Genomic DNA, 18384 nt, shown 5'->3' with positions numbered 1-18384 from the left:
TCATCTGCTTTAATGCTCATGCTTGTTATTTACGCTTTTGGGCAAATGTCGAATTAATCAGAAAAATAAAATATAAAAAAAGCATTTTAGAATGCTTTTTTTATTTCGTCTGGGTATTTATATATATTGTATGAATACAAAATTTCAGTGCTTATGACATTATTCGCATTGGAAATCGTTGTTAGCCCACGTGGAAACAGGTGGGCTTTTTTGACGTCTATATTTGCTGCTTATTGCTTATGATCACGATATTCATGGCAATAGCTAAGTGATAAATGATAAAGCTATTCAAGATAGACGAGCTATCAACCATTATCGTTATTGACCATAAATTGGAATAAATTTGAGTGTTAGCATTATCTATTCAGCATAGATTGTCAGGGTTTTACCTGTTCTATTATTGTATTGTCGGAACTTTCATGCCTTTTTGGAGCCTTTATCTAGAAGATCAGGGCTTTAACTACCAAGAAATAGGACTACTCTCGTCTATCGCAATTGTGACACGCTTTTTTGCGCCTTTTATTTGGGGTTGGATTGCGGATAAATCCGGTAAAAGAATGCTTTTGGTGCGTATTGCAACGTGGATAGAAGCATGTATTTGGTTGATGATCTTTATTGTGCCCAATACTTTCCAGTCGCTTGCATTATTGATGCTGATCTTTAGCTTTTTTCAAAATGCGATTTTAGCGCAATTTGAAGGTGTTACCTTATTCTGGCTGGCAGAAAAACGTACACAGCTCTATGGCAACGTCCGAAAGTGGGGGTCAGTGGGTTTTATTGTGGCTGTTTTTAGTGTGGGCACTTTACTGGAAATTATCTCTATTTCAATGTTGCCGATTATGCTGCTGTGTATTGCATTTTTAGCTTTTCTTTGGTCTTTTACCATTCCAGAACCACGCAGTGCGCCATCTTCACAACAAAAATTAGATTCTATTCTTCCTGTTTTAAAACGCCCTGTGGTGGCTGCATTTTTTGCTATTGAATTTGTCTTGTTACTCTCTCATGCGCCATTTTATAGTTTTTATAGCAATTACTTGCAGCAAGTAGGATTTAGCACCACGCAGATTGGTTTTTTATGGTCGGTCGGGGTGATTGCTGAAATTATTATGTTTGCTTATGCCAGTATTTTTCTCAATCGCTTCTCTTGGCGTGATTTAGTCCGTTTGTGCTTGGTGCTCACCAGTATAAGGTGGCTTATTGTGGGGCTATTTCCGACTATATTTATGGCTCAATTTTTTGCGCAAACGATTCATGCTTTTAGTTTTGGTTTATTTCATCTGATTGCGATGCGCGTTATTTTTCAGAATTTCTCTCTTTCGCAGCAAGGTCGTGGCCAAGCTATGTATAGCACCATGTGGGGCTTAGGTGTGGCGATCGGGAGTATTTTGGCGGGACGTTATTGGAATGTGTTTTCTGGTGAAATAGTCTTTGTTTTTGCTGGATGTTCAACCTTATTGGGCTTGTTGTTTGTGCGCTGGTTGCCCAAACAGCTTCAACCGGCCCAATAAAAGGTTAAATAAAAGGTTAAATAAATATTAGCGAGATAATAAGCGCTAAACTTGAATTTGACTGTAACGGTTAAACCACGGCTGTGCTTGTTCTAGCTGTGCTGCCAATTGCAGCAGTACATCTTCACGAGCGAAAGGCGCAATAAATTGTGAACCTAAAGGTAAATTATCCTGATTCCAATATAGCGGTACTGACATCGCTGGCAGTCCAGTAATATTGGCCAACTGTGTAAACGGTACGCGTGCCATATTCTCTTTAACCATTTTTTCGACCAATTTACCTTGTGCCAAGAGATGTGCTTTACCCAGTTTTAATAAGCCTTTTAAAATTGGTTTTTGCCAGATTGGTATTTTTATTTCACCATTCTTAGGCGCTACAGAAGCAGTGGCGGGTGTTAAATATAAATCATAACGATCAAAAAAATGATTCATTTGTGTGGTGTAGACACCCCAATTATTTAAATTGTGAATATATTGTATTGCTGTGGTTTGCTGACCAAAGGCTGCCAGTGCCAATGAATCAAGTTCAAAATCATTGGCTTTTATTGAATATTGTCGCTTGGTTTGATCAAGCACATAAGCAAATTGGCTAAACCAAGTGGTGATAAAATCCTTGGCCAATGCCATACCATCGATCGCGGGCGTATCTTCGACCACCGTATGACCCAATGACTCCAATAGTTTTGCAGTATGCTGAACCGCAGCTATCGCATCTGCCGATACCGTTGTACCAATGGGTGAGCGTGTACTAAACGCAATGCTCAGCTTTTTAGGTGGCTTTTGAATGAGGTCTAAATAGCGACCTTGTGGCGGTTCAATTTTAAACAAAGAACTATGTTCTGCACCTTGCGTGGCATCTAACATGGCTGCGCTATCACGGACTGTTTTGCTTAAGACGTGCTGAACGGCTGCACCATGCATGGCTTCACTGAGCTGCGGCCCCCACGGCGTGCGCCCACGGCTGGGTTTGAGTCCAAACAATCCACAATAAGAGGCTGGAATACGAATTGATCCACCACCATCTCCTGCACCTGCAATGGGTACAATACCGGCTGCCACCGCAGATGCAGAACCGCCAGACGATCCACCACTATTGTGGCTGATATTCCACGGATTATGACAAGCGCCCCAAGCTTCTGGCTCAGTAACGCCTTTAATACCAAATTCTGGCGTGTTGGTGCGCCCGAACGTGACAATTCCGGCTTTTTCCCAGCGGTTCACAATCTCGGAATTTTGCTCAGAAAGATGGCCAATACGTTTTAAGGCTTTACTGCCATAAGAGGTTGGATAGCCGGCATACTCTTGAAATAGATCTTTGACCAAAAAAGGCACACCGGCAAAAGTGCCAGTTAATGTTTGTTGTGTACGTTGATGTGCATAATCATGCATGGGGATAATAATGGCATTTAAGCTGGGATTGACCTCAGCTGCACGTTTTAATGCCAAGTCTAATAGCTCAGCTGCGCTAACTTCTTGCTTTGCCACTAATTCGGCCAATCCTAGGCCATCATATTGTAAGTATTCTAAAAAATTCATCATCATCCTGACTGAAATTATTATAAACTGCTGTTGTTTTAAGCGATATTGCCTTAAGAAGCAAGGTAGATGAGATGAGCTGCTTAAGGTTTAAGTTTATAAATGAGATTTTGGGCACGGCAACAGGAATTGATCGATTTTGGCATTTTAATTAGGAGGGGTATTGCAATTTTTAAGAAACGTCAATATTGCACAGTCTGTTGAGTTGCGTGTTTAAAAATTAGCGGCACTATAAATGTACGTATTTTTGACAAGAATTCACCGCAATTCTTGACTGACAATAAGCAGATATATTGTTGTTCTATGGTGATAAATAGTGGGATTGAATAAAAATATGCTAAGTTAGATAAATAGATTTTTAGCATTGAACTTAATGTATGAAAAAGACATATCTTACAATTTTTTTAATACTTTGCTCATCGGTAGTGATGGCCAATGAAAATAAAGCCGTCGTCGCGACAGAGCAAGAAACTGATGAAATAGCCGATAGTGCGATGTCCAATACGATTCGCATACAGACTCGTCCGGAAATTGTCGGTTTATGGGGCATGCAAATTGCCAATAATAAAAAATGTGTTGAATATTATAATTTTAAAAGCAATAACGATGTCATTATCAAGAGTGGGCAGGAGTGGTCATCTGGAATTTATGACTATCAACCGTCGCAAGAAGAACGTTCATTGCTGTCTGCACTCATTTTACAAGTAAAGTACGATAATAATGAGCGCGATTGTTCAGGTTTGCAAGAAGACCAAACCGGTGAGATTTCACAATATTTTGTGCAGTGGAAAAATGCATCAACCATTAATTTTTGTAGCAATGACAAAGCAGAACAATGTTTTGCCACATTACGCCGTGTCTTACCTTAAGTCCTAAACGTTATAGATAAAAAAACCGCTCTTTATGAGCGGTTTTTTTATGTTAAAGAAGCGAGTGATTAAGAGGCTTCTTTATGACCTTCTATTTTTTTCAGTAAGTGTTTCTCTAAGTAATGAATATCCATCGCTTGTGCGCAGAATTTTTCATCATTTAGAATCAGATCTTTATGCAAAGGAATATTGGTTTTAATGCCGGTTAAGATCATTTCTTCTAGCGCTTGCTTCATACGCGCAATACAAGTCTTACGGTCTTTACCATGTGCAATGACTTTAGCAATCATAGAGTCATAGTAAGGTGGAATACTGTAGCCTTCATAGATATGAGAATCTACACGAATACCTGCACCACCTGGCGCATAATAATGCTCAATTTTCCCCGGGGATGGCATGAAGGTGGTTGGATCTTCGGCGTTAATACGACATTCCATCGCATGGCCACGACATTCAACCTGTTCTTGTTGAATATTCAGACCTAAACCGCCTGCAATCAATAGTTGTTGTTCAATAATATCGATGCCAGTGATCATTTCAGTCACCGGATGTTCAACTTGAACACGCGTATTCATTTCAATAAAGAAAAACTCGTCATCTTCAAATAAGAATTCAAATGTTCCTGCGCCGCGATATTGCATAAGCTTACAGGCATTCACACAAGCTTCTAAAATATCGGCACGTGCTTGTTCAGGTAAACCCGGTGCTGGTGCTTCTTCAAGCACTTTTTGATGACGACGTTGTAAAGAGCAGTCGCGATCATACAAATGAATAGCATGGCCATTGCCATCTGCTAAAATTTGCACTTCAACATGGCGCGGTTTCTGTAAAAAGCGTTCCATATACACGGTATCATCACCAAACCACATTTCAGCATCACGCTGTGCGGCTTGAACTGATTCAAGTAGTGTATCGACGCGTTCAACAATACGCATACCACGTCCACCACCACCAGAAGCCGCTTTCACAATCAGTGGAAAGCCGATTTCTTTGGCTTCAGCCAAGGCGTTTTGCGTGGTGACAGCATGAGCTGAACCGGGCACGGTGGGAACACCGGCTTTACGCATTGCAGTAATAGCGGAAACCTTGTTGCCCATTAAGCGAATATGCTCAGGACGTGGCCCGATGAAAATAAAACCTGAATTTTCTACAATTTCTGCAAATTCAGCATTTTCAGCCAAGAAGCCATAGCCGGGATGAATGGCATCGGCACCTGTGATTTCAGCAGCGGTAATAATTGCCGGTATATTTAAATAGCTTTCACTACTTGCACCCGGACCAATACACACAGCTTCATCAACAAAGCGTAGATGCATGAGGTCTTTGTCGGCATCGGAATAAATACCAACGGTTTTAATTCCTAACGTTTTGCATGCCCGGGTGATGCGTAAAGCAATTTCACCACGGTTTGCAATTAATACCTTTTGCAACATTGATAAATCCCCGTGGTTTTAAGCGCGATAGCGGAAAATTGGTTGGCCAAATTGAATCACATCGCCATTTTTAACTAAAATTTCTTCAACCACACCGCTTTGAGTGGCTTCAATTGGGTTCATGATTTTCATGGCCTCAATAATACCCAAAGTTTCACCGGCAGAAATTGTTTGACCAACTTTTACAAATGGTGGTTCGCCTGGACTTTGCGCTGCATAGTAAACACCGACCATTGGAGAGGTTTCGAGTGCGCCACGCGGTGTTTTAACCACAGGTGCGGTAGTCGTTGCAGTTGGCATAGTCTGAACAGCTGCCGCAACCACTGGATTACGACGCGTTAAAGCGATGGACTGATCACCTTCTTTAACTTCTATCGCTTGTAAGTCAGATTCAATCATCAAGTCGATGAGTTTCTTGATTTTACGGATATCCATGAGACAGTGTTCCTAATTATGTTTGCGTAGAAGGTTGAGTTTTATTGATGGCATAATCCAGTGCCGCGGCATAGCCTTGAGCACCTAAACCGCAAATTACACCAACGGCTTTGTCGGACAAATACGAATGATGTCTAAATGCTTCGCGAGCATGGACATTCGATAGATGAACTTCGATAAATGGAATAGCAACGCCTAAAAGGGCATCACGTACTGCAACAGAGGTATGGGTCAATGCCGCAGGATTGATAATAATAAACTGTACATTTTCTTGTTGTGCTTGATGAATTCGGTCGACAATTGCACCTTCCCAATTACTTTGAAAAGTATCTAAGGATAAAGCGGCATTTTGAGCTTGAGCAATGAGTTGTTGATTTATATCTTCTAAAGTGAGGTGTCCATAAACTTCAGGTTCACGCTTACCCAGCAAGTTTAGATTTGGTCCATGAATAACCAAAATGGTTGAGCTCATTCAGTTTGCTCCAATTATAAGTTTGCAAATACACCTTGCAAGATCTCAGCAAAGTTTGCGTATTATGTCATATAGTCCCGCATTTCTATTATAAATTGTTTTAATGAATGCGAAATTTATCTGTCAAAATCGGACTCTATAATGGAAACTTTGCGACGAATTGACAATGTTAAAAAATGACATTTTTTATAGTTATTGGTATTTTTAGAATTTAAAACAGATTGACCAAAAGCGTTGATTTCTTTTATATAACGGCTGTTATTTAACCTAGATGAAAATAGAGAGTCATTTCAACATAAGTGTAACTGAAGATTATCCATCTTTTTCGTTCTTTATATGTAATGAACTGTACAGCAAACGATTGACCATGAATCTACGCTGTAGATCATTTTATATTGAAGCATTTGTATTGAATGATTGTATAGCGGGAGGGGTTTAACCTCAGGCAAGCAGTCAAAACTGTATTTAGATTTTAGTACTTCATCCATAAACCAATAAAAATTAGAGTATTTCATCATTTTATTAAATTAAAACAGAGGTTTAGTTATAAAATATCAGCGGAAATCTGGCTATTTCTATGTCATAAGCTATGCATCGCATACGGTAAATCACTTTAAAGTGCTTGTTTTTAATTTTTCGAATTAAGCATATCTGGAATATTTTTAAAAGCGATCGCTGCGCCGTCAAACATTTACAAATAACATGATTAAGAAGTTAAATAATTTATAGATTGACCATCTTTTAGGCTTGGAAAGCTTCTGCAATACTTCTTATAAGAATTTTTGTACAGCAGGGATATAAGGTTTAATAAAAATGAGCAGTTGACCGAATAGCTCATTAACTCCAGTCATTAACAGTACAGGAGGCGAATGCAAGTCGGTAATGGATTGGCAAAACTTAAGGGTAGAGACTTTTTAGCATTATGCTGTTTGAATTAAGTGGATAATTTACACACGTTTAGCCTAAGCGTTAACGAGGTAACTGGGCACTAATCTTTTAGATATAGGCGTAATCAAAATACATATAATTAAATCAGCACTCTACCTATAAGCATAGCCCTTTAAATAGCCTAAGCAAATTTTATGTATGCTGATAAATACAAAATACAAACTAAGCCCTTTAAGCTTTATAAACACCAATCTACTTCTAACATTATACGTCTTGAAAAAGTTACAATTTCAAATTGAATTATAATCATGGCTCTAAACAAGTAATTGAGCGAATTTTCTAAAAAATAGACTGCTATTTTCTCGATTACCAATACATTAATCACATGCGAGAACTGAGAATATTTATCAAATGGAGGAAGATCTGTTTTAGTAGGGCAATATGGCAATGATTAAAGTGAGCACATGAAAGAGACTCAGTTATTAAATTGAAAGGACGATATTGAAAAATAAAAATGCTACTAAACGTGAAGTCAAAGCTTAAAGAGAGGTTGATATACTTTAGCGTAATTTTTTTAACACACAGGTGATGACACCATAAATCATTAGCTGTTCTTCACTTTGTAAATAATAATCAGGATAGTCTGCATTTTCAGCTTTTAACCAAATCTTAGCTTGACCATTTTTCTGTTTCTCTTGCATTAAACGTTTTACCGTGAATTCATCATGAATCAATGCTAAAACGATATCGCCGTGTTGGGCTGATAAACTACGATCAATTAAAATCTCATCATCCATTGTAAGCCCAGCATCTTGCATTGCATGTGAATTCACACGCATCACAAAAGTACTGAGTGGATTGTGAATTAAGTATTCATTTAAATCAATTCGATGTTCTTGGTTGTCGTAATCTGAGTAAGCAACATCTGTAGTTAAAGAATCGATTGAAGCAATCTCTAAGGCAGTGCGAACTTCGACCGGCTGTAAATCAATGTTTTTATCACGATCATCTTTTGGTCGGGTTCTTAATTGCGCTTTTATTTCTGCCACTTTGGATTCTGGAACACGCATTACCACTGTTTTTTCTTGATAGTAGGCTTTACGGCCTGAATTCTGACGTTTACCACCATGATTTGGCGCATTTTTTGTTAAGTCTTCAGTTTGCATTTTTCTATCTTGAATATGTAACTTTTTCAAGTCTAACAAAAAGTATGGCCAATAAAAAGGTTGCCTAAATATTTATAATCTAGGATAAAATACAGCTCTTAGCTTTATTTACTTAGGTATATGCAATGGTTCAAAAATCTCCATTAGAAGAATTAATCTCAGAACAGAAATTACTATGTGAAGAATTTGAATCTTCCTACATTAAAGTCAGTGGTGATGATGTTGTTGCGGTGGCGGTAAATACCTTAAATCAAGAACCGATTGTGGGCATTCGCAAAAAGCCTGAACCAGAAGAAAATGTCTCTTGGTTTATTTATGGTGGGGAAATGGGCGAAGGTGAAGACTTCTTTGAAACCATGACCGTTCGCGAGCTACAAGATATTTTACCTGAGGCTCTTCCGTACTTGGCATTGGCTGAAGGTTTCCGCTTTATGATTGACCGTGAAGATTATGAAGATGTATGGAAAGAAGAATAAGCATTTATTCATCAGTTAAGCTTTAAATAAAAGAATTTCACGCTTTATGTACTACGCCGTGAGCGTGAAATCAAATTTTTAGCTTAAGCATGAACTGTATAGCGCTTAAGCTAATCTACTTTAAGTTGCTAGATCGATTAAGATCCTTTATCTAAAACGATCCGTTGCTTGATGTATAAATAGACAACTTTAATGACTGTGGTAAGATAGAGTTAAATATAGCCGTCGCTCATGGGAGTGCTACTATGACAGCGTATACCATTATGAAAATGGATCAGTATCAAGATGATATGATTCCTAAACTTGCGCTATATGCGTTTCGTCATGCGTTTGATAAAGCATGTTCGGTTGCAACGGTGGTCTATGCTAAAGATCAGCAACTGTTACAGCGTGAGAAAAATGGACAAGAAACAGTACTTAAAGATTTATCAACAGCCTATATCAGTGCTGCTCATCTTCCTTCAGTTCTAAAACGTCAAAGAAAACAACAGGCCGCCGTGTAAATTAATGCCACAACCCAGAATAAGAATGTTCGCGGGGCCAAATGGCTCTGGAAAAAGTACCGTTAAAGATTATTTATTGCCCCATCACATTGGGGCTTATTTAAATGCGGATGATTTAGAAAGCCATTTAAGGGCTGATCGGCAATTGGATTTATCCAGTTATCATTCTGCTTTAAAAGCCCAGAATTTAATTGTATTTTTAAAGCAGAAAACGCGCCCTGACAATCATCAGTATTGCCCACTACTTAGATTAGAACCTTCTCTTGTTGATGACAGCACGATTGAGTTTGATGCATCCGAAATAGATTCCTATCTCTGTGCACGAATTATTGATTATATTCGCTTAGAGTTCTTGGCTTTAAAAATTAGTTTTACTTTTGAAACGGTAATGTCACATATTTCTAAAGTAGAATTTTTGCAGCAAGCACAGCAACAAGGCTTTAAAACCTATTTGTATTATGTCTCAACGGTTGATCCGATGATTAATATTGCACGTGTTAAATATCGTGTGAGTATAGGCGGGCACACTGTTCCGGAACAAAAAATTATTGAACGTTATTATCGAAGTATGGATTTATTGATGCAGGCCGTCGATGCCAGTGATCGTAGTTATTTGTTCGATAATTCTTCAAATGGTGAAAAAGCAGCTTTCATTGCAGAGATTCAATCTGCCGAAACTTTAAAAATGAATCCAGAGATTCAGCAATTACCGTGGTGGTTTGCAGAAAAAGTACTTAAAAACTTTATTACAGAATAAGTATCAATGTTGATATGTGCTGTTCGGATAAATAGTCAGCGGGATAAGTCTATTTATGGGTACATAAACCCATGAAAGCTCAGCTTCATCCAATATTTTTTCACACTGAGCTTTCACTGAAGGCTTTAGCTAGGCGGTTGCGCTACAACTTGATTAAAATCAGCACCAAACAATATAATATGTTCATATTGTTCTGAATCAATTTTATGTGTTAATTCAAGTTTATGCTCATCTAACCAAATAAAACTCGCCAGCGCATATGATCCGGTGACTGTCTGAATTTTTTGCTGCTTAAAATCAATAATAATAATTTGATTAGCAATAGCAGGGGCTTCTTGCCATTTAAGCAGTGCCAAATAACGCCCACATGGCGACCATTGAAATTCGGCGGTTAAATGCTCTATTTTTTCGCCCCACGGCAGTACAGTCTGATAACAACCATAACTTTGATGTTCGTCTTGAATCGTCTTAGATTCACTCATAAGTTTAATTGAGCAATGTGCTGGCGAAGTAAGTAAAAGAGGCATGTGGTGGATGCTATGCGTTAGCAATAGACTTAAATCCACTTCAATGCTTATACACTGCTGAGTATGTTGGCGTGATTCACTTTGCTCTTGCTGTGCTAAATTCCAATACGTCACTTCTTGGTCAGTGGGATGGAAATATCCACGATTGGTGGTAATGGCTTCATCCCAATCATACGAGCGCGGTACTTTGATAAACTTAAATTGCGCGATGCCATTATGACTACCGCTATAACAGTCAAAGTAAAAATAGGGAACGCAATGTTGCCAATTTAACCCATGCTTTCTAGGCGAAGCTGCACAGAACTTGAGATCAGCATTCGGCATAAAATCGAGTATAGTGCTGCCTAATATTAGAAAACGTGCCTGTTCTTGCGCAGTTTTCCCATCAACCCAGAATGCTTCTGCTTGCTGTGTTTGATAGTCTGGCTGCAATACATCATCAATTAATAGTTGATATAAAGGTGGCGAATAACGTAAAAATGGATTACTGCGAAATGGCTCTAAATTAGGAACAAATAATGCTTTATGTTGCTTGTTATCACTTAAAAAGCTGACAGCAGCATATTGGGGTAGCGGTGTATGGTCTGTATCATTGATAAACCACCAGCCATCATCTTCTCGCATATTTTGGCATTCGCTGTCTTCAATAAGATCTTTAATTGAAACTCTTAATCCAACGGTGAGTAACGACCATAAATATATTCTTCATCCATATGGTCTATTTCCCATAGATTGTAGCTGTCGTTGGCGTTATAGACTTTTTTATTTTCTAGATCTACCAGTAATAAACCCCATTGCTGACGCGAGGGTAGAGTGAGTGCTGCATAACGTCCATGATTAGACAGAGCCACTGAAGGTCCAACATAACTCAATGCACATTTATTGGTAAATATTACATCGCCGTAAGTGGGGCCACCCATCGCAATTTCGCCAGTTAGATAAAACTTCCAGCTCATATAATAGCCTTCAGTATTGATTTCAGATGCTTTGCCTTCAGTTTCACCACTCCATGCAGATTCACCTCTAGGTATACTACTGTCAAATTGTTGAGCGCGTTTTTCTTCGTTGTGATCATCATAATCAGGTAACAGATAAAGTGCATAGCGCGTTTCTAAACTAAAAATAACTCTTAAGACGAGCCATGCCAGCAGGGGCGCAATAATCATTGGAACGGGTTGTCCAGCCATATGATAATAAATCATGATAGCGATGCCTAAACCGATAGAAAAACCACCATAGATATAGATGAGAATTTTTTGCAGCCGAACCCATTTTAATGGACGGCAAAGACAATACAATATTAAAAGAATAACACTGCCAATGAGTGCATATTTCCAATACACGATACTACTCTTGCAAGACAGCCTAAAATTACGCCAAGCCATTGAGTGCGGGGAGCGGGTGAAAGTGTTAAATCTTGCATTTTAGAGTACTTCTTTTATATTTAATTTATGATTTGACTATATATTTTACTATTTGATTATCATCACAAGTTGAAACTAAAATATAAAAGCTCAACTTGCTTGAGTATAGTATGAAATATCAATAGGCTATTCATCTACAGATTTAGTTTTAACTAAAAACCATTAAAACTTATAGGGCAGAAGTCCAAAGTATTATTGTTAAGGCGCCGTACATATTGAGTTGTGGAGTTGAAGTGTAATAAAGAAAAATAGCCTGAGCAAAGGTCGATAAAGAAAAAATCAGATTTACTATGCTAAATAGGGGATAATCCCAATTAAAATCGCCCAAATAACTCTAGATGAAATATTTTTAAATAATATTTATCAATTAGTTAAACAATTCAAAATTAAAATAACTAATATTTAAAAATGGCAGCGCCGTGTGACTTATATAGCTTTATATTTTCAAGTTTTATTTAAATAATGATAAAAATCAATATTTCGTTGTCTGTAAGGTGGGCTTTTATCCTCTAGATTAGATAGACGCTCTTTTATTAATGCTCATCACAGCAAAATAGCCTAAGCAAAAAAAATATTTTAAAAATGGCAATTGATTAAATACCAATTATAAATAAAAATAAGAGAATTTAAGCAAAAGTAAAATAGAAAACAATGATCCTTAACCACCAAATTCACCAAAATATAGATCAATCAGCAAAAGTTCCTCTCGTATTTATTCATGGACTATTTGGAAGTTTAAATAATCTGGGCATGCTTGCACGTGAGTTTTATGACTTACAAACAGTCATTCAAATAGATTTACGTAATCATGGAAAATCTGCACATTCAAGCGAGATGAATTATGCGGTCATGGCGCAAGATATTTTGGAAACTTTAGATTTTCTCAATATTGAACAGTTTTCTGTAGTGGGACATTCTATGGGCGGAAAAATTGCGATGTATTTAACTGGTTTAGCCAGTAAGCGATTAGAAAAACTGGTTGTTTTAGATATTGCACCATTTTCCTACACTGAAAATCATCATGAGCAAATTTTTAAGGCTTTATTTGCTGTACAAAATGCACAAGTTGTCACTAGACAACATGCCAGCCAAATTATGCGTGACTATATAAGCGAAGAAATGGTGATTCAGTTTTTAATGAAATCCTTTGATAAAGGGCAGTGGTTATTTAATCTAGAAGCACTGTTTAATCACTACTTAAATATTCTACATTGGCAGGATATTTCAGCTTGGGAAAAAGAAGCTCTATTTCTGCGTGGTGGAAATTCTGCATATATTAGTCAAGCAGAACATTTTATTGCCATTGAAAAGCAATTTCCAAATGCAAAAGTTCAACTTATCGAAAATGCAGGGCATTGGTTACATGCTGAAAAAACCCAAGATGTGCTGACTAAAATAAAACAATACTTAAATTAATCAAAAAAGCAGCAACTTAAATACTCAGTTGCTACCTTCTATTAAAAACCCGTATTTTTGGCTAATAGCTCAGTTTCTGAAGTTAACTGATTTGCCATTTCAGCGGTTTTTTTAAGTCCCGCCATACGATATTCAGTATGACCATAATCTTGAATAGATTTCCAACGTCCACCCCAAGTCAAGCCAACTGATTCTGCAACTTCACCATACAGTTTATAACCTTGCATGGCCCATGGATCTCGTTCGGAAATCACCACTTTATTATTACGTTTAAATGCAATATCTGCAGCCAAACCAAATTGATGATAACTTTGGAAACCCTTGGCACGGGTAATATTACTGTTGGTGGCTAAAGAATTTTGTCGCTCAGGACTACGATAACCTTCCAATAACACCATTTCATAGCCATGGCGTTCCTGCATAATCTTAAACACCATGAGCAAACGCTGTTTATAGCGCGGATTCATTTTTTGCCATTTACGATCGGCCGATGCTAAATCACCAGACACATGCTGCAGAGGTAATTCTTGAGCAGTCGGATTAAAGACTTGAGCTTGAATACTGGATTGTGCAGCTTCAATGCTACTGGCGGCAATAATTGCTTCTTCAATTAAAGCGTCTTCTACCTCTGGCGGAGGAGAGAGTATTTGTCCATCTAGTAGCGCATAAATTTGTGGATCCACTTCTTTTAAATAATCAGCCTCAATTTTAGTGGGATCAATGGGTCGCGTGAATGTGAACATTAAGATACTGGCAAACAAAAAGAAGCCAGACACTAAAATCCACCACTGCTGTAAATGCCAATGCGACTGAGTCTGTTCGGGTGCAGCGGCATAATTGAGTTGTTCAGCAAATTGCTTTGCAACACTCAGTTGTCTCTTACTTTGAGGAATAAGCGCAAATAAAAAAGTTTGTACTTTTACTCTTAGCTCATAAAAAAACAGTAATGCCAGTCCACATGCCAAAGATAAAAAACATATCAGAATGAAAATAATCATGGAGTGACAGCAGTTTCTTTAACCACAAAAGGTGTTCTGGTTACCACAATTTTTGTAGAAGCCTGAGGTGCATCTTCAACCTCAATCTCCTTTTTTTGAACTTCACTTTTTACAACGGGTGTTGAAGTAATTTGTGTGGATAAAGGTAGCGCAGGTGTAGTTGCCTTTGGCCTTACTGTGGTTTTAACCGTATTGTTTTTTGTAGCATAAGACGGCGATACAAGATTGCTTACAGCAGGTTTTGTAGAAGTAACCGCTGGCTTTAATGGAGCCGGATGCATAAAAGCTTTACCTAAGTCTGCATCTTGTGGTTGAGGAAACTCTAGTGCATGTTCATCATCCGGTACAGAATTATTTTTAGTCACCTCATCGGATACCACTAAAGGCTTTTCAGCTACCTGAACTGTTGGGTTTTGATGACTCAAACTGCCTGTTTCAATATTGCTAGCAGGAGCGGCAAGTGCTTTGGCTTCAATGGGATTAGGCGTAGTATTCAAATTGTTAAAATACACATAACTGCCAAGAGCACTGATGAATGCACCGGCAAAAAAGCCAAAAATTCCATACATGACTGCTGTATGAGCTACCTTTTTAGTGGGTGGCAATATTCTTAAAGTCGTTTGTTTTTTATTGGCCATTTTAAAAATTTCTTAAGGTAGATGAATGGTGATATAGGCTTGCTCAACAGGCGAGCTAATCACATTTTGATAGTCAGCTAATGACGTATTTTTCTGATTGATCAGCATAAACTTTAAACCGACAAAGCTTAACAACGTAAAAATCAGTAAAAAAATCAGAATCCAAAAGAAAGGCAATTCACGGTGAATAATATGTTTAATTTGATCTGGCAAAGCTGCAAACGGCGAAAAAGAGGCTTTTTTACCTTTTAAGAAATCAATTTCATCACCAACACGTGCCACCAAATGATTGAAATTTTCAGTAGATTCCAGTCGAAATTTTCCATGAAAACCAAGCAGCATACAGTAATGAAAAACTTCTAAGGCAGCCAAGCGTGTTTTACCACGGCTACGTAGTACTTCTAAAATCTCAAAAAAGCGGTAACCAGCCAATTGCGAGCCGAATAAACTTAACTGTAATGGACTAATCATCCAATTATTTTGAAGATCAAAAAACTCAGCAGATTGTTGGGTGATGATGGTTTCATCAATTAGGGCACAATAAGCATATTTAGCATCTTCAATATCGTCTGCTGAAAACTGTAATTTACGTGCTTGATTTTCAAAACGATTCAATAAGTTTAAAATCTTGCTACGAAATTCTTCTGCATTTGACGGAATATATTGATTTTTTAACAGAAAAACAATGTAGAAGCCATCATGCAATAAATCAACCAAATTGCTTGATGACCCCGCTTTGGCCAAATGTGAGTTGGACACGGCGCCAACCCCAATTTGACCATCCTCAAAGAGTGAAGGTGAGTGCGTTTGTGTATTCATATCAAGTCTCTTAGCTGTTCATTACGGCAATTAGTTCAACCGAGATATCTTGGAAACCGGCAGGGATATAAATACAAATCGACTCTGCTTCAAGCATGCGTTGATACAAGTCGTTGTTGGGTTCAATTTCAAAATAACTTACGCCTGAACGCACAGGAATTGCAGTTGGAACTTGCATTAAGTGATGTAAAGGAATCACAGGTAAAGCCGCAACCACACGTTGCTCGACATCAACAGAGTTACCCACTTTAAAGCGAAGCGGAACCAATTGAACCAGTTCATGGGTTTGCATCATGCCACTTGAGACGGCGATATATAAACGCGTATCTCGTGTGATTTTTTCCGACTCTAAACTACCGAGCCAATAAGATGGTCGCACTTCTTTTAAAGCAATACTCATATAACGATTAGAAATAATGGTATCGAGTAATTCACGCAAAATAATATCTAATTGTGAAAAACTGTCTTGTAAATGATGATGTCGATAATGCGGTAATTGATCAACCTCATAGGCAGTTGAGAACGTCAGCAATGAACCAGTTAAACGCAGTAATTCAAAGAATAAGCGTTCTGGATGAATCTGCGGATATTGTAGTAAATGATTGAGACTGGTATAGGCGGTATTAAGTGCATTAACCAACCAAAAAGACACGATGTCACCTGAACGAAACTCAATAAGTTTCTGTTCATTTTCACGGCTATTGCTTTGAATGGCCTTAATTTTGGCTTTAATGATATTTAAGGTGCGCTTTAAACTTGATACCAACGTATCACAGGCTTCAATATGCAAAATAGGCGGAATAAACTTACGGTCTAATTCAAAATTACCCGAACTTTGGCGTTTTACTTTTGCCACCGGTAAATATAAAAAACCATCTAATTGATGATCAGGTTCCTGATGTGATTCAAATAATTTAAACTCAGCACGGCGTCTTAATAAAGTAATATCTGCGGCAGTGGCATCGGTGAACAAATCATGCGTTTCAACAAGATGTGAGTGATAGCGACTTGGCTGTGAACTTTGTTCAAAAGAGACATTTTTTTTATTGGCTTGAATAATCGGCAAAGCTAAATAAACCGTCATTTCACCGCGTAAATTTAAATCATCCAATTGAATCGGCTGCGGCAATAAATCACGTGCCGGTGCTTGGTAGATATCACCATCTTGCCAAAGCATTTCTACGTGCTCTAAAGCCAGTACATGATTATTTAATTGAATTTCATCAAATTGAATGGACTGAATTCCATATGCAAATGGAATAGTCGAGCGAATCGTGTGATTTAAACGCTGTTCATGATAGGCATCTTGTAATTGAAAATGTTGTGGACGTAAAAATAAACCTTCACCCCAAAGAATCTTTTCTGCTTTAAACATCTCATTTACCCATCGTTATATGTGTCATTCGTATTTCTTTGTACACCCAAAATTTCATGCACCGCTTCTAAAGGATCTTCATGCTTAATGACCTGTGCTAACCATTCATGTAGTGGCATCTGACTCCATTTAATTGTTTTTTGTAGCATATAGCTGACTGGACTATGCGGCTCATTGAGTTGAAAATAATCACTAATCTCTTGTAGAACCTGCATGGCTTGTTCACGGTTGGCCACGTGACTTTGTATGTGTGGCTGAAACGGTTGATTGATTGCAGATGCAGCAACCGCTATATGCTCAGTAAGCTGCGTTGATGTTTGCTGATCTGCCGCAGATTTTTCATCTACGCTATCTGCTGTAGCCATAGCAGGCTGTAAACCAAAAGCCTCAGTCTTATATATTTTCTTTAAATTGCTATGAAGCGACTCTAATTGCGATTCTATGGCAGCAAAACTGGGAGCATCAACACCCATCAAGCCATCCAACACTTCTCTTAAAATATTCCACTGTTTTAAAATCTCTAAAAACGCTTGATAGTTTTTATATTGGAACGATTTAGAGGTGTTAAATAGCTCTTGTTCAAATTGCTCTAATGATGTATTTGTCGGTACATCATCATAATCTTCAGTATGTTTACGGCGTAAGTTTTGTTGATGTAATAAAGCCTCATAATCTATTAAAGAGTAGGAGATGGCTGTATTGGTAATGGCTGTTTTTTTAATTAATACAGGAAGTTGATTAATCAATCCTTGTAACAAACCTAAGCGCTGATCTAAATCATCTTCGGCAATTTCTGGATGTAATAACATCCAAAACTCAGTTAAGCTTTGCTGGGTTAACTCAAGTCCTTTGGCAATACCCTCAAAACCATACAGATTTGACCAAGCTTCAAGTAACCAACCATATAAACGAATATCTTTGGTTTTTTCAGTTAATAGCTCAATCGATTGACTACTAACAAATGCCCAATCCGCTTGCTTGGGTTCAGCAACCCAATCGCCTTGTTCTAATAAGGGATCATCTTGGATTCTGGCTTTTTTAATGGCATAAAACTCATTGGAAAAAGAACAATCTATTCCACAAGGAGCTTCATCTGAAATTACTTTCAACAATCCTTCGAGTTCTAAGCTCATAGTTTACCTTT

Annotated in this window: 18 protein-coding genes; 6 read left to right on the top strand and 12 right to left on the bottom strand. The window is 37.9% G+C overall.

All coding sequences use genetic code 11. The annotated features are described in order from the left end of the window. The first annotated feature begins 347 nt into the window (after window positions 1–347). A complete protein-coding gene (locus SE27_RS08005) occupies window positions 348–1508 on the top strand; it encodes an MFS transporter (RefSeq protein WP_039622406.1) in 1161 nt (386 codons plus the stop codon). A gap of 45 nt (window positions 1509–1553) precedes the next feature. Here SE27_RS08005 and SE27_RS08000 read toward each other — a convergent pair whose 3' ends face one another. Then, window positions 1554–3044: an amidase gene (locus SE27_RS08000; protein ID WP_039622405.1), complete on the bottom strand. Its 1491-nt coding sequence runs from the start codon at window positions 3042–3044 to the stop codon at window positions 1554–1556. A 377-nt stretch (window positions 3045–3421) separates the two neighbouring features. Here SE27_RS08000 and SE27_RS07995 point away from each other — a divergent pair, with 377 nt between their 5' ends. After that, window positions 3422–3913 (top strand): hypothetical protein, encoded by a 492-nt coding sequence (locus SE27_RS07995; RefSeq protein ID WP_039622403.1) that lies wholly within the window; start codon window positions 3422–3424, stop codon window positions 3911–3913. Window positions 3914–3981: 68 nt separating this feature from the next. Here SE27_RS07995 and accC read toward each other — a convergent pair whose 3' ends face one another. From accC to SE27_RS07975, 4 genes are all read right to left on the bottom strand, one after another. After that, entirely contained in the window at window positions 3982–5346 is a 1365-nt protein-coding gene (gene accC, locus SE27_RS07990) for an acetyl-CoA carboxylase biotin carboxylase subunit (protein ID WP_039622401.1), read from the bottom strand. Between the two features lie 18 nt (window positions 5347–5364). Continuing rightward, on the bottom strand, window positions 5365–5781 hold the full coding sequence (gene accB, locus SE27_RS07985) for an acetyl-CoA carboxylase biotin carboxyl carrier protein (protein WP_039622398.1): 417 nt from the start codon (window positions 5779–5781) through the stop codon (window positions 5365–5367). A 16-nt stretch (window positions 5782–5797) separates the two neighbouring features. Beyond that, window positions 5798–6253 (bottom strand): type II 3-dehydroquinate dehydratase, encoded by a 456-nt coding sequence (gene aroQ / locus SE27_RS07980; protein ID WP_039622396.1) that lies wholly within the window; start codon window positions 6251–6253, stop codon window positions 5798–5800. Window positions 6254–7701: 1448 nt separating this feature from the next. Next, window positions 7702–8307 (bottom strand): LexA family protein, encoded by a 606-nt coding sequence (locus SE27_RS07975; protein ID WP_039622394.1) that lies wholly within the window; start codon window positions 8305–8307, stop codon window positions 7702–7704. Window positions 8308–8432: 125 nt separating this feature from the next. Between SE27_RS07975 and SE27_RS07970 the strand changes: the two genes are divergently transcribed. From SE27_RS07970 to SE27_RS07960, 3 genes are all read left to right on the top strand, one after another. Continuing rightward, window positions 8433–8783 carry an immunity protein Imm33 domain-containing protein gene (locus SE27_RS07970; protein WP_039622392.1) on the top strand — a complete coding sequence of 117 codons (351 nt, stop codon included), beginning with the start codon at window positions 8433–8435 and terminating at the stop codon, window positions 8781–8783. 245 nt (window positions 8784–9028) lie between these two features. Then, window positions 9029–9286 (top strand): hypothetical protein, encoded by a 258-nt coding sequence (locus SE27_RS07965; protein WP_039622390.1) that lies wholly within the window; start codon window positions 9029–9031, stop codon window positions 9284–9286. Window positions 9287–9290: 4 nt separating this feature from the next. Continuing rightward, window positions 9291–10043 (top strand): zeta toxin, encoded by a 753-nt coding sequence (locus SE27_RS07960; RefSeq protein WP_039622388.1) that lies wholly within the window; start codon window positions 9291–9293, stop codon window positions 10041–10043. A gap of 125 nt (window positions 10044–10168) precedes the next feature. On the opposite strand, the gene SE27_RS07955 is transcribed toward SE27_RS07960, so the two are convergent. Together SE27_RS07955 and SE27_RS07950 are read right to left on the bottom strand one after the other, a co-directional pair. Beyond that, complete coding sequence (locus SE27_RS07955) at window positions 10169–11194, bottom strand: hypothetical protein (RefSeq protein WP_039622386.1); 1026 nt, start codon at window positions 11192–11194, stop codon at window positions 10169–10171. Between the two features lie 44 nt (window positions 11195–11238). Then, entirely contained in the window at window positions 11239–11772 is a 534-nt protein-coding gene (locus SE27_RS07950; protein ID WP_148308926.1) for a hypothetical protein, read from the bottom strand. A gap of 873 nt (window positions 11773–12645) precedes the next feature. On the opposite strand from SE27_RS07950, the gene SE27_RS07945 reads away from it, so the two are divergent. After that, window positions 12646–13410 carry an alpha/beta fold hydrolase gene (locus SE27_RS07945; protein ID WP_039622383.1) on the top strand — a complete coding sequence of 255 codons (765 nt, stop codon included), beginning with the start codon at window positions 12646–12648 and terminating at the stop codon, window positions 13408–13410. Window positions 13411–13451: 41 nt separating this feature from the next. Here SE27_RS07945 and SE27_RS07940 read toward each other — a convergent pair whose 3' ends face one another. From SE27_RS07940 to tssA, 5 genes are read right to left on the bottom strand one after another with little or no spacing between them, the layout of a single operon-like run. Continuing rightward, entirely contained in the window at window positions 13452–14408 is a 957-nt protein-coding gene (locus SE27_RS07940) for a M15 family metallopeptidase (RefSeq protein ID WP_039622381.1), read from the bottom strand. Next, complete coding sequence (locus tag SE27_RS07935; RefSeq protein WP_039622379.1) at window positions 14405–15046, bottom strand: hypothetical protein; 642 nt, start codon at window positions 15044–15046, stop codon at window positions 14405–14407. The genes SE27_RS07940 and SE27_RS07935 overlap by 4 nt, the downstream gene beginning before the upstream one ends. 12 nt (window positions 15047–15058) lie before the next feature. Beyond that, the gene (gene icmH / locus SE27_RS07930) at window positions 15059–15865 is read right to left on the bottom strand and encodes a type IVB secretion system protein IcmH/DotU (RefSeq protein WP_039622378.1); all 807 of its coding nucleotides are present in this window, start codon (window positions 15863–15865) and stop codon (window positions 15059–15061) included. 10 nt (window positions 15866–15875) lie between these two features. After that, window positions 15876–17240, bottom strand: coding sequence for a type VI secretion system baseplate subunit TssK (gene tssK / locus SE27_RS07925; RefSeq protein ID WP_039622376.1), 1365 nt, complete (start codon window positions 17238–17240; stop codon window positions 15876–15878). A 5-nt stretch (window positions 17241–17245) separates the two neighbouring features. Then, the gene (gene tssA / locus SE27_RS07920) at window positions 17246–18373 is read right to left on the bottom strand and encodes a type VI secretion system protein TssA (protein WP_039622374.1); all 1128 of its coding nucleotides are present in this window, start codon (window positions 18371–18373) and stop codon (window positions 17246–17248) included. Window positions 18374–18384 lie beyond the last annotated feature (11 nt).

It is taken from the genome of Acinetobacter harbinensis, assembly GCF_000816495.1.
GTDB lineage: Bacteria > Pseudomonadota > Gammaproteobacteria > Pseudomonadales > Moraxellaceae > Acinetobacter > Acinetobacter harbinensis.
The sequence above is the reverse complement of the archived record's forward strand: the minus strand, read 5'-3'. Positions and strand labels throughout refer to the sequence as shown.

Coding starts and splice junctions, on each gene's coding strand:
- SE27_RS08000 (WP_039622405.1), bottom strand. CDS start 3,044: ATGAATTTTTTAGAATACTTACAATATGATGGCCTAGGATTGGCCGAA.
- SE27_RS07995 (WP_039622403.1), top strand. CDS start 3,422: ATGAAAAAGACATATCTTACAATTTTTTTAATACTTTGCTCATCGGTA.
- accC (WP_039622401.1), bottom strand. CDS start 5,346: ATGTTGCAAAAGGTATTAATTGCAAACCGTGGTGAAATTGCTTTACGC.
- accB (WP_039622398.1), bottom strand. CDS start 5,781: ATGGATATCCGTAAAATCAAGAAACTCATCGACTTGATGATTGAATCT.
- aroQ (WP_039622396.1), bottom strand. CDS start 6,253: ATGAGCTCAACCATTTTGGTTATTCATGGACCAAATCTAAACTTGCTG.
- SE27_RS07975 (WP_039622394.1), bottom strand. CDS start 8,307: ATGCAAACTGAAGACTTAACAAAAAATGCGCCAAATCATGGTGGTAAA.
- SE27_RS07970 (WP_039622392.1), top strand. CDS start 8,433: ATGGTTCAAAAATCTCCATTAGAAGAATTAATCTCAGAACAGAAATTA.
- SE27_RS07965 (WP_039622390.1), top strand. CDS start 9,029: ATGACAGCGTATACCATTATGAAAATGGATCAGTATCAAGATGATATG.
- SE27_RS07960 (WP_039622388.1), top strand. CDS start 9,291: ATGCCACAACCCAGAATAAGAATGTTCGCGGGGCCAAATGGCTCTGGA.
- SE27_RS07955 (WP_039622386.1), bottom strand. CDS start 11,194: ATGCGAGAAGATGATGGCTGGTGGTTTATCAATGATACAGACCATACA.
- SE27_RS07950 (WP_148308926.1), bottom strand. CDS start 11,772: ATGATTTATTATCATATGGCTGGACAACCCGTTCCAATGATTATTGCG.
- SE27_RS07945 (WP_039622383.1), top strand. CDS start 12,646: ATGATCCTTAACCACCAAATTCACCAAAATATAGATCAATCAGCAAAA.
- SE27_RS07940 (WP_039622381.1), bottom strand. CDS start 14,408: ATGATTATTTTCATTCTGATATGTTTTTTATCTTTGGCATGTGGACTG.
- SE27_RS07935 (WP_039622379.1), bottom strand. CDS start 15,046: ATGGCCAATAAAAAACAAACGACTTTAAGAATATTGCCACCCACTAAA.
- icmH (WP_039622378.1), bottom strand. CDS start 15,865: ATGAATACACAAACGCACTCACCTTCACTCTTTGAGGATGGTCAAATT.
- tssK (WP_039622376.1), bottom strand. CDS start 17,240: ATGTTTAAAGCAGAAAAGATTCTTTGGGGTGAAGGTTTATTTTTACGT.
- tssA (WP_039622374.1), bottom strand. CDS start 18,373: ATGAGCTTAGAACTCGAAGGATTGTTGAAAGTAATTTCAGATGAAGCT.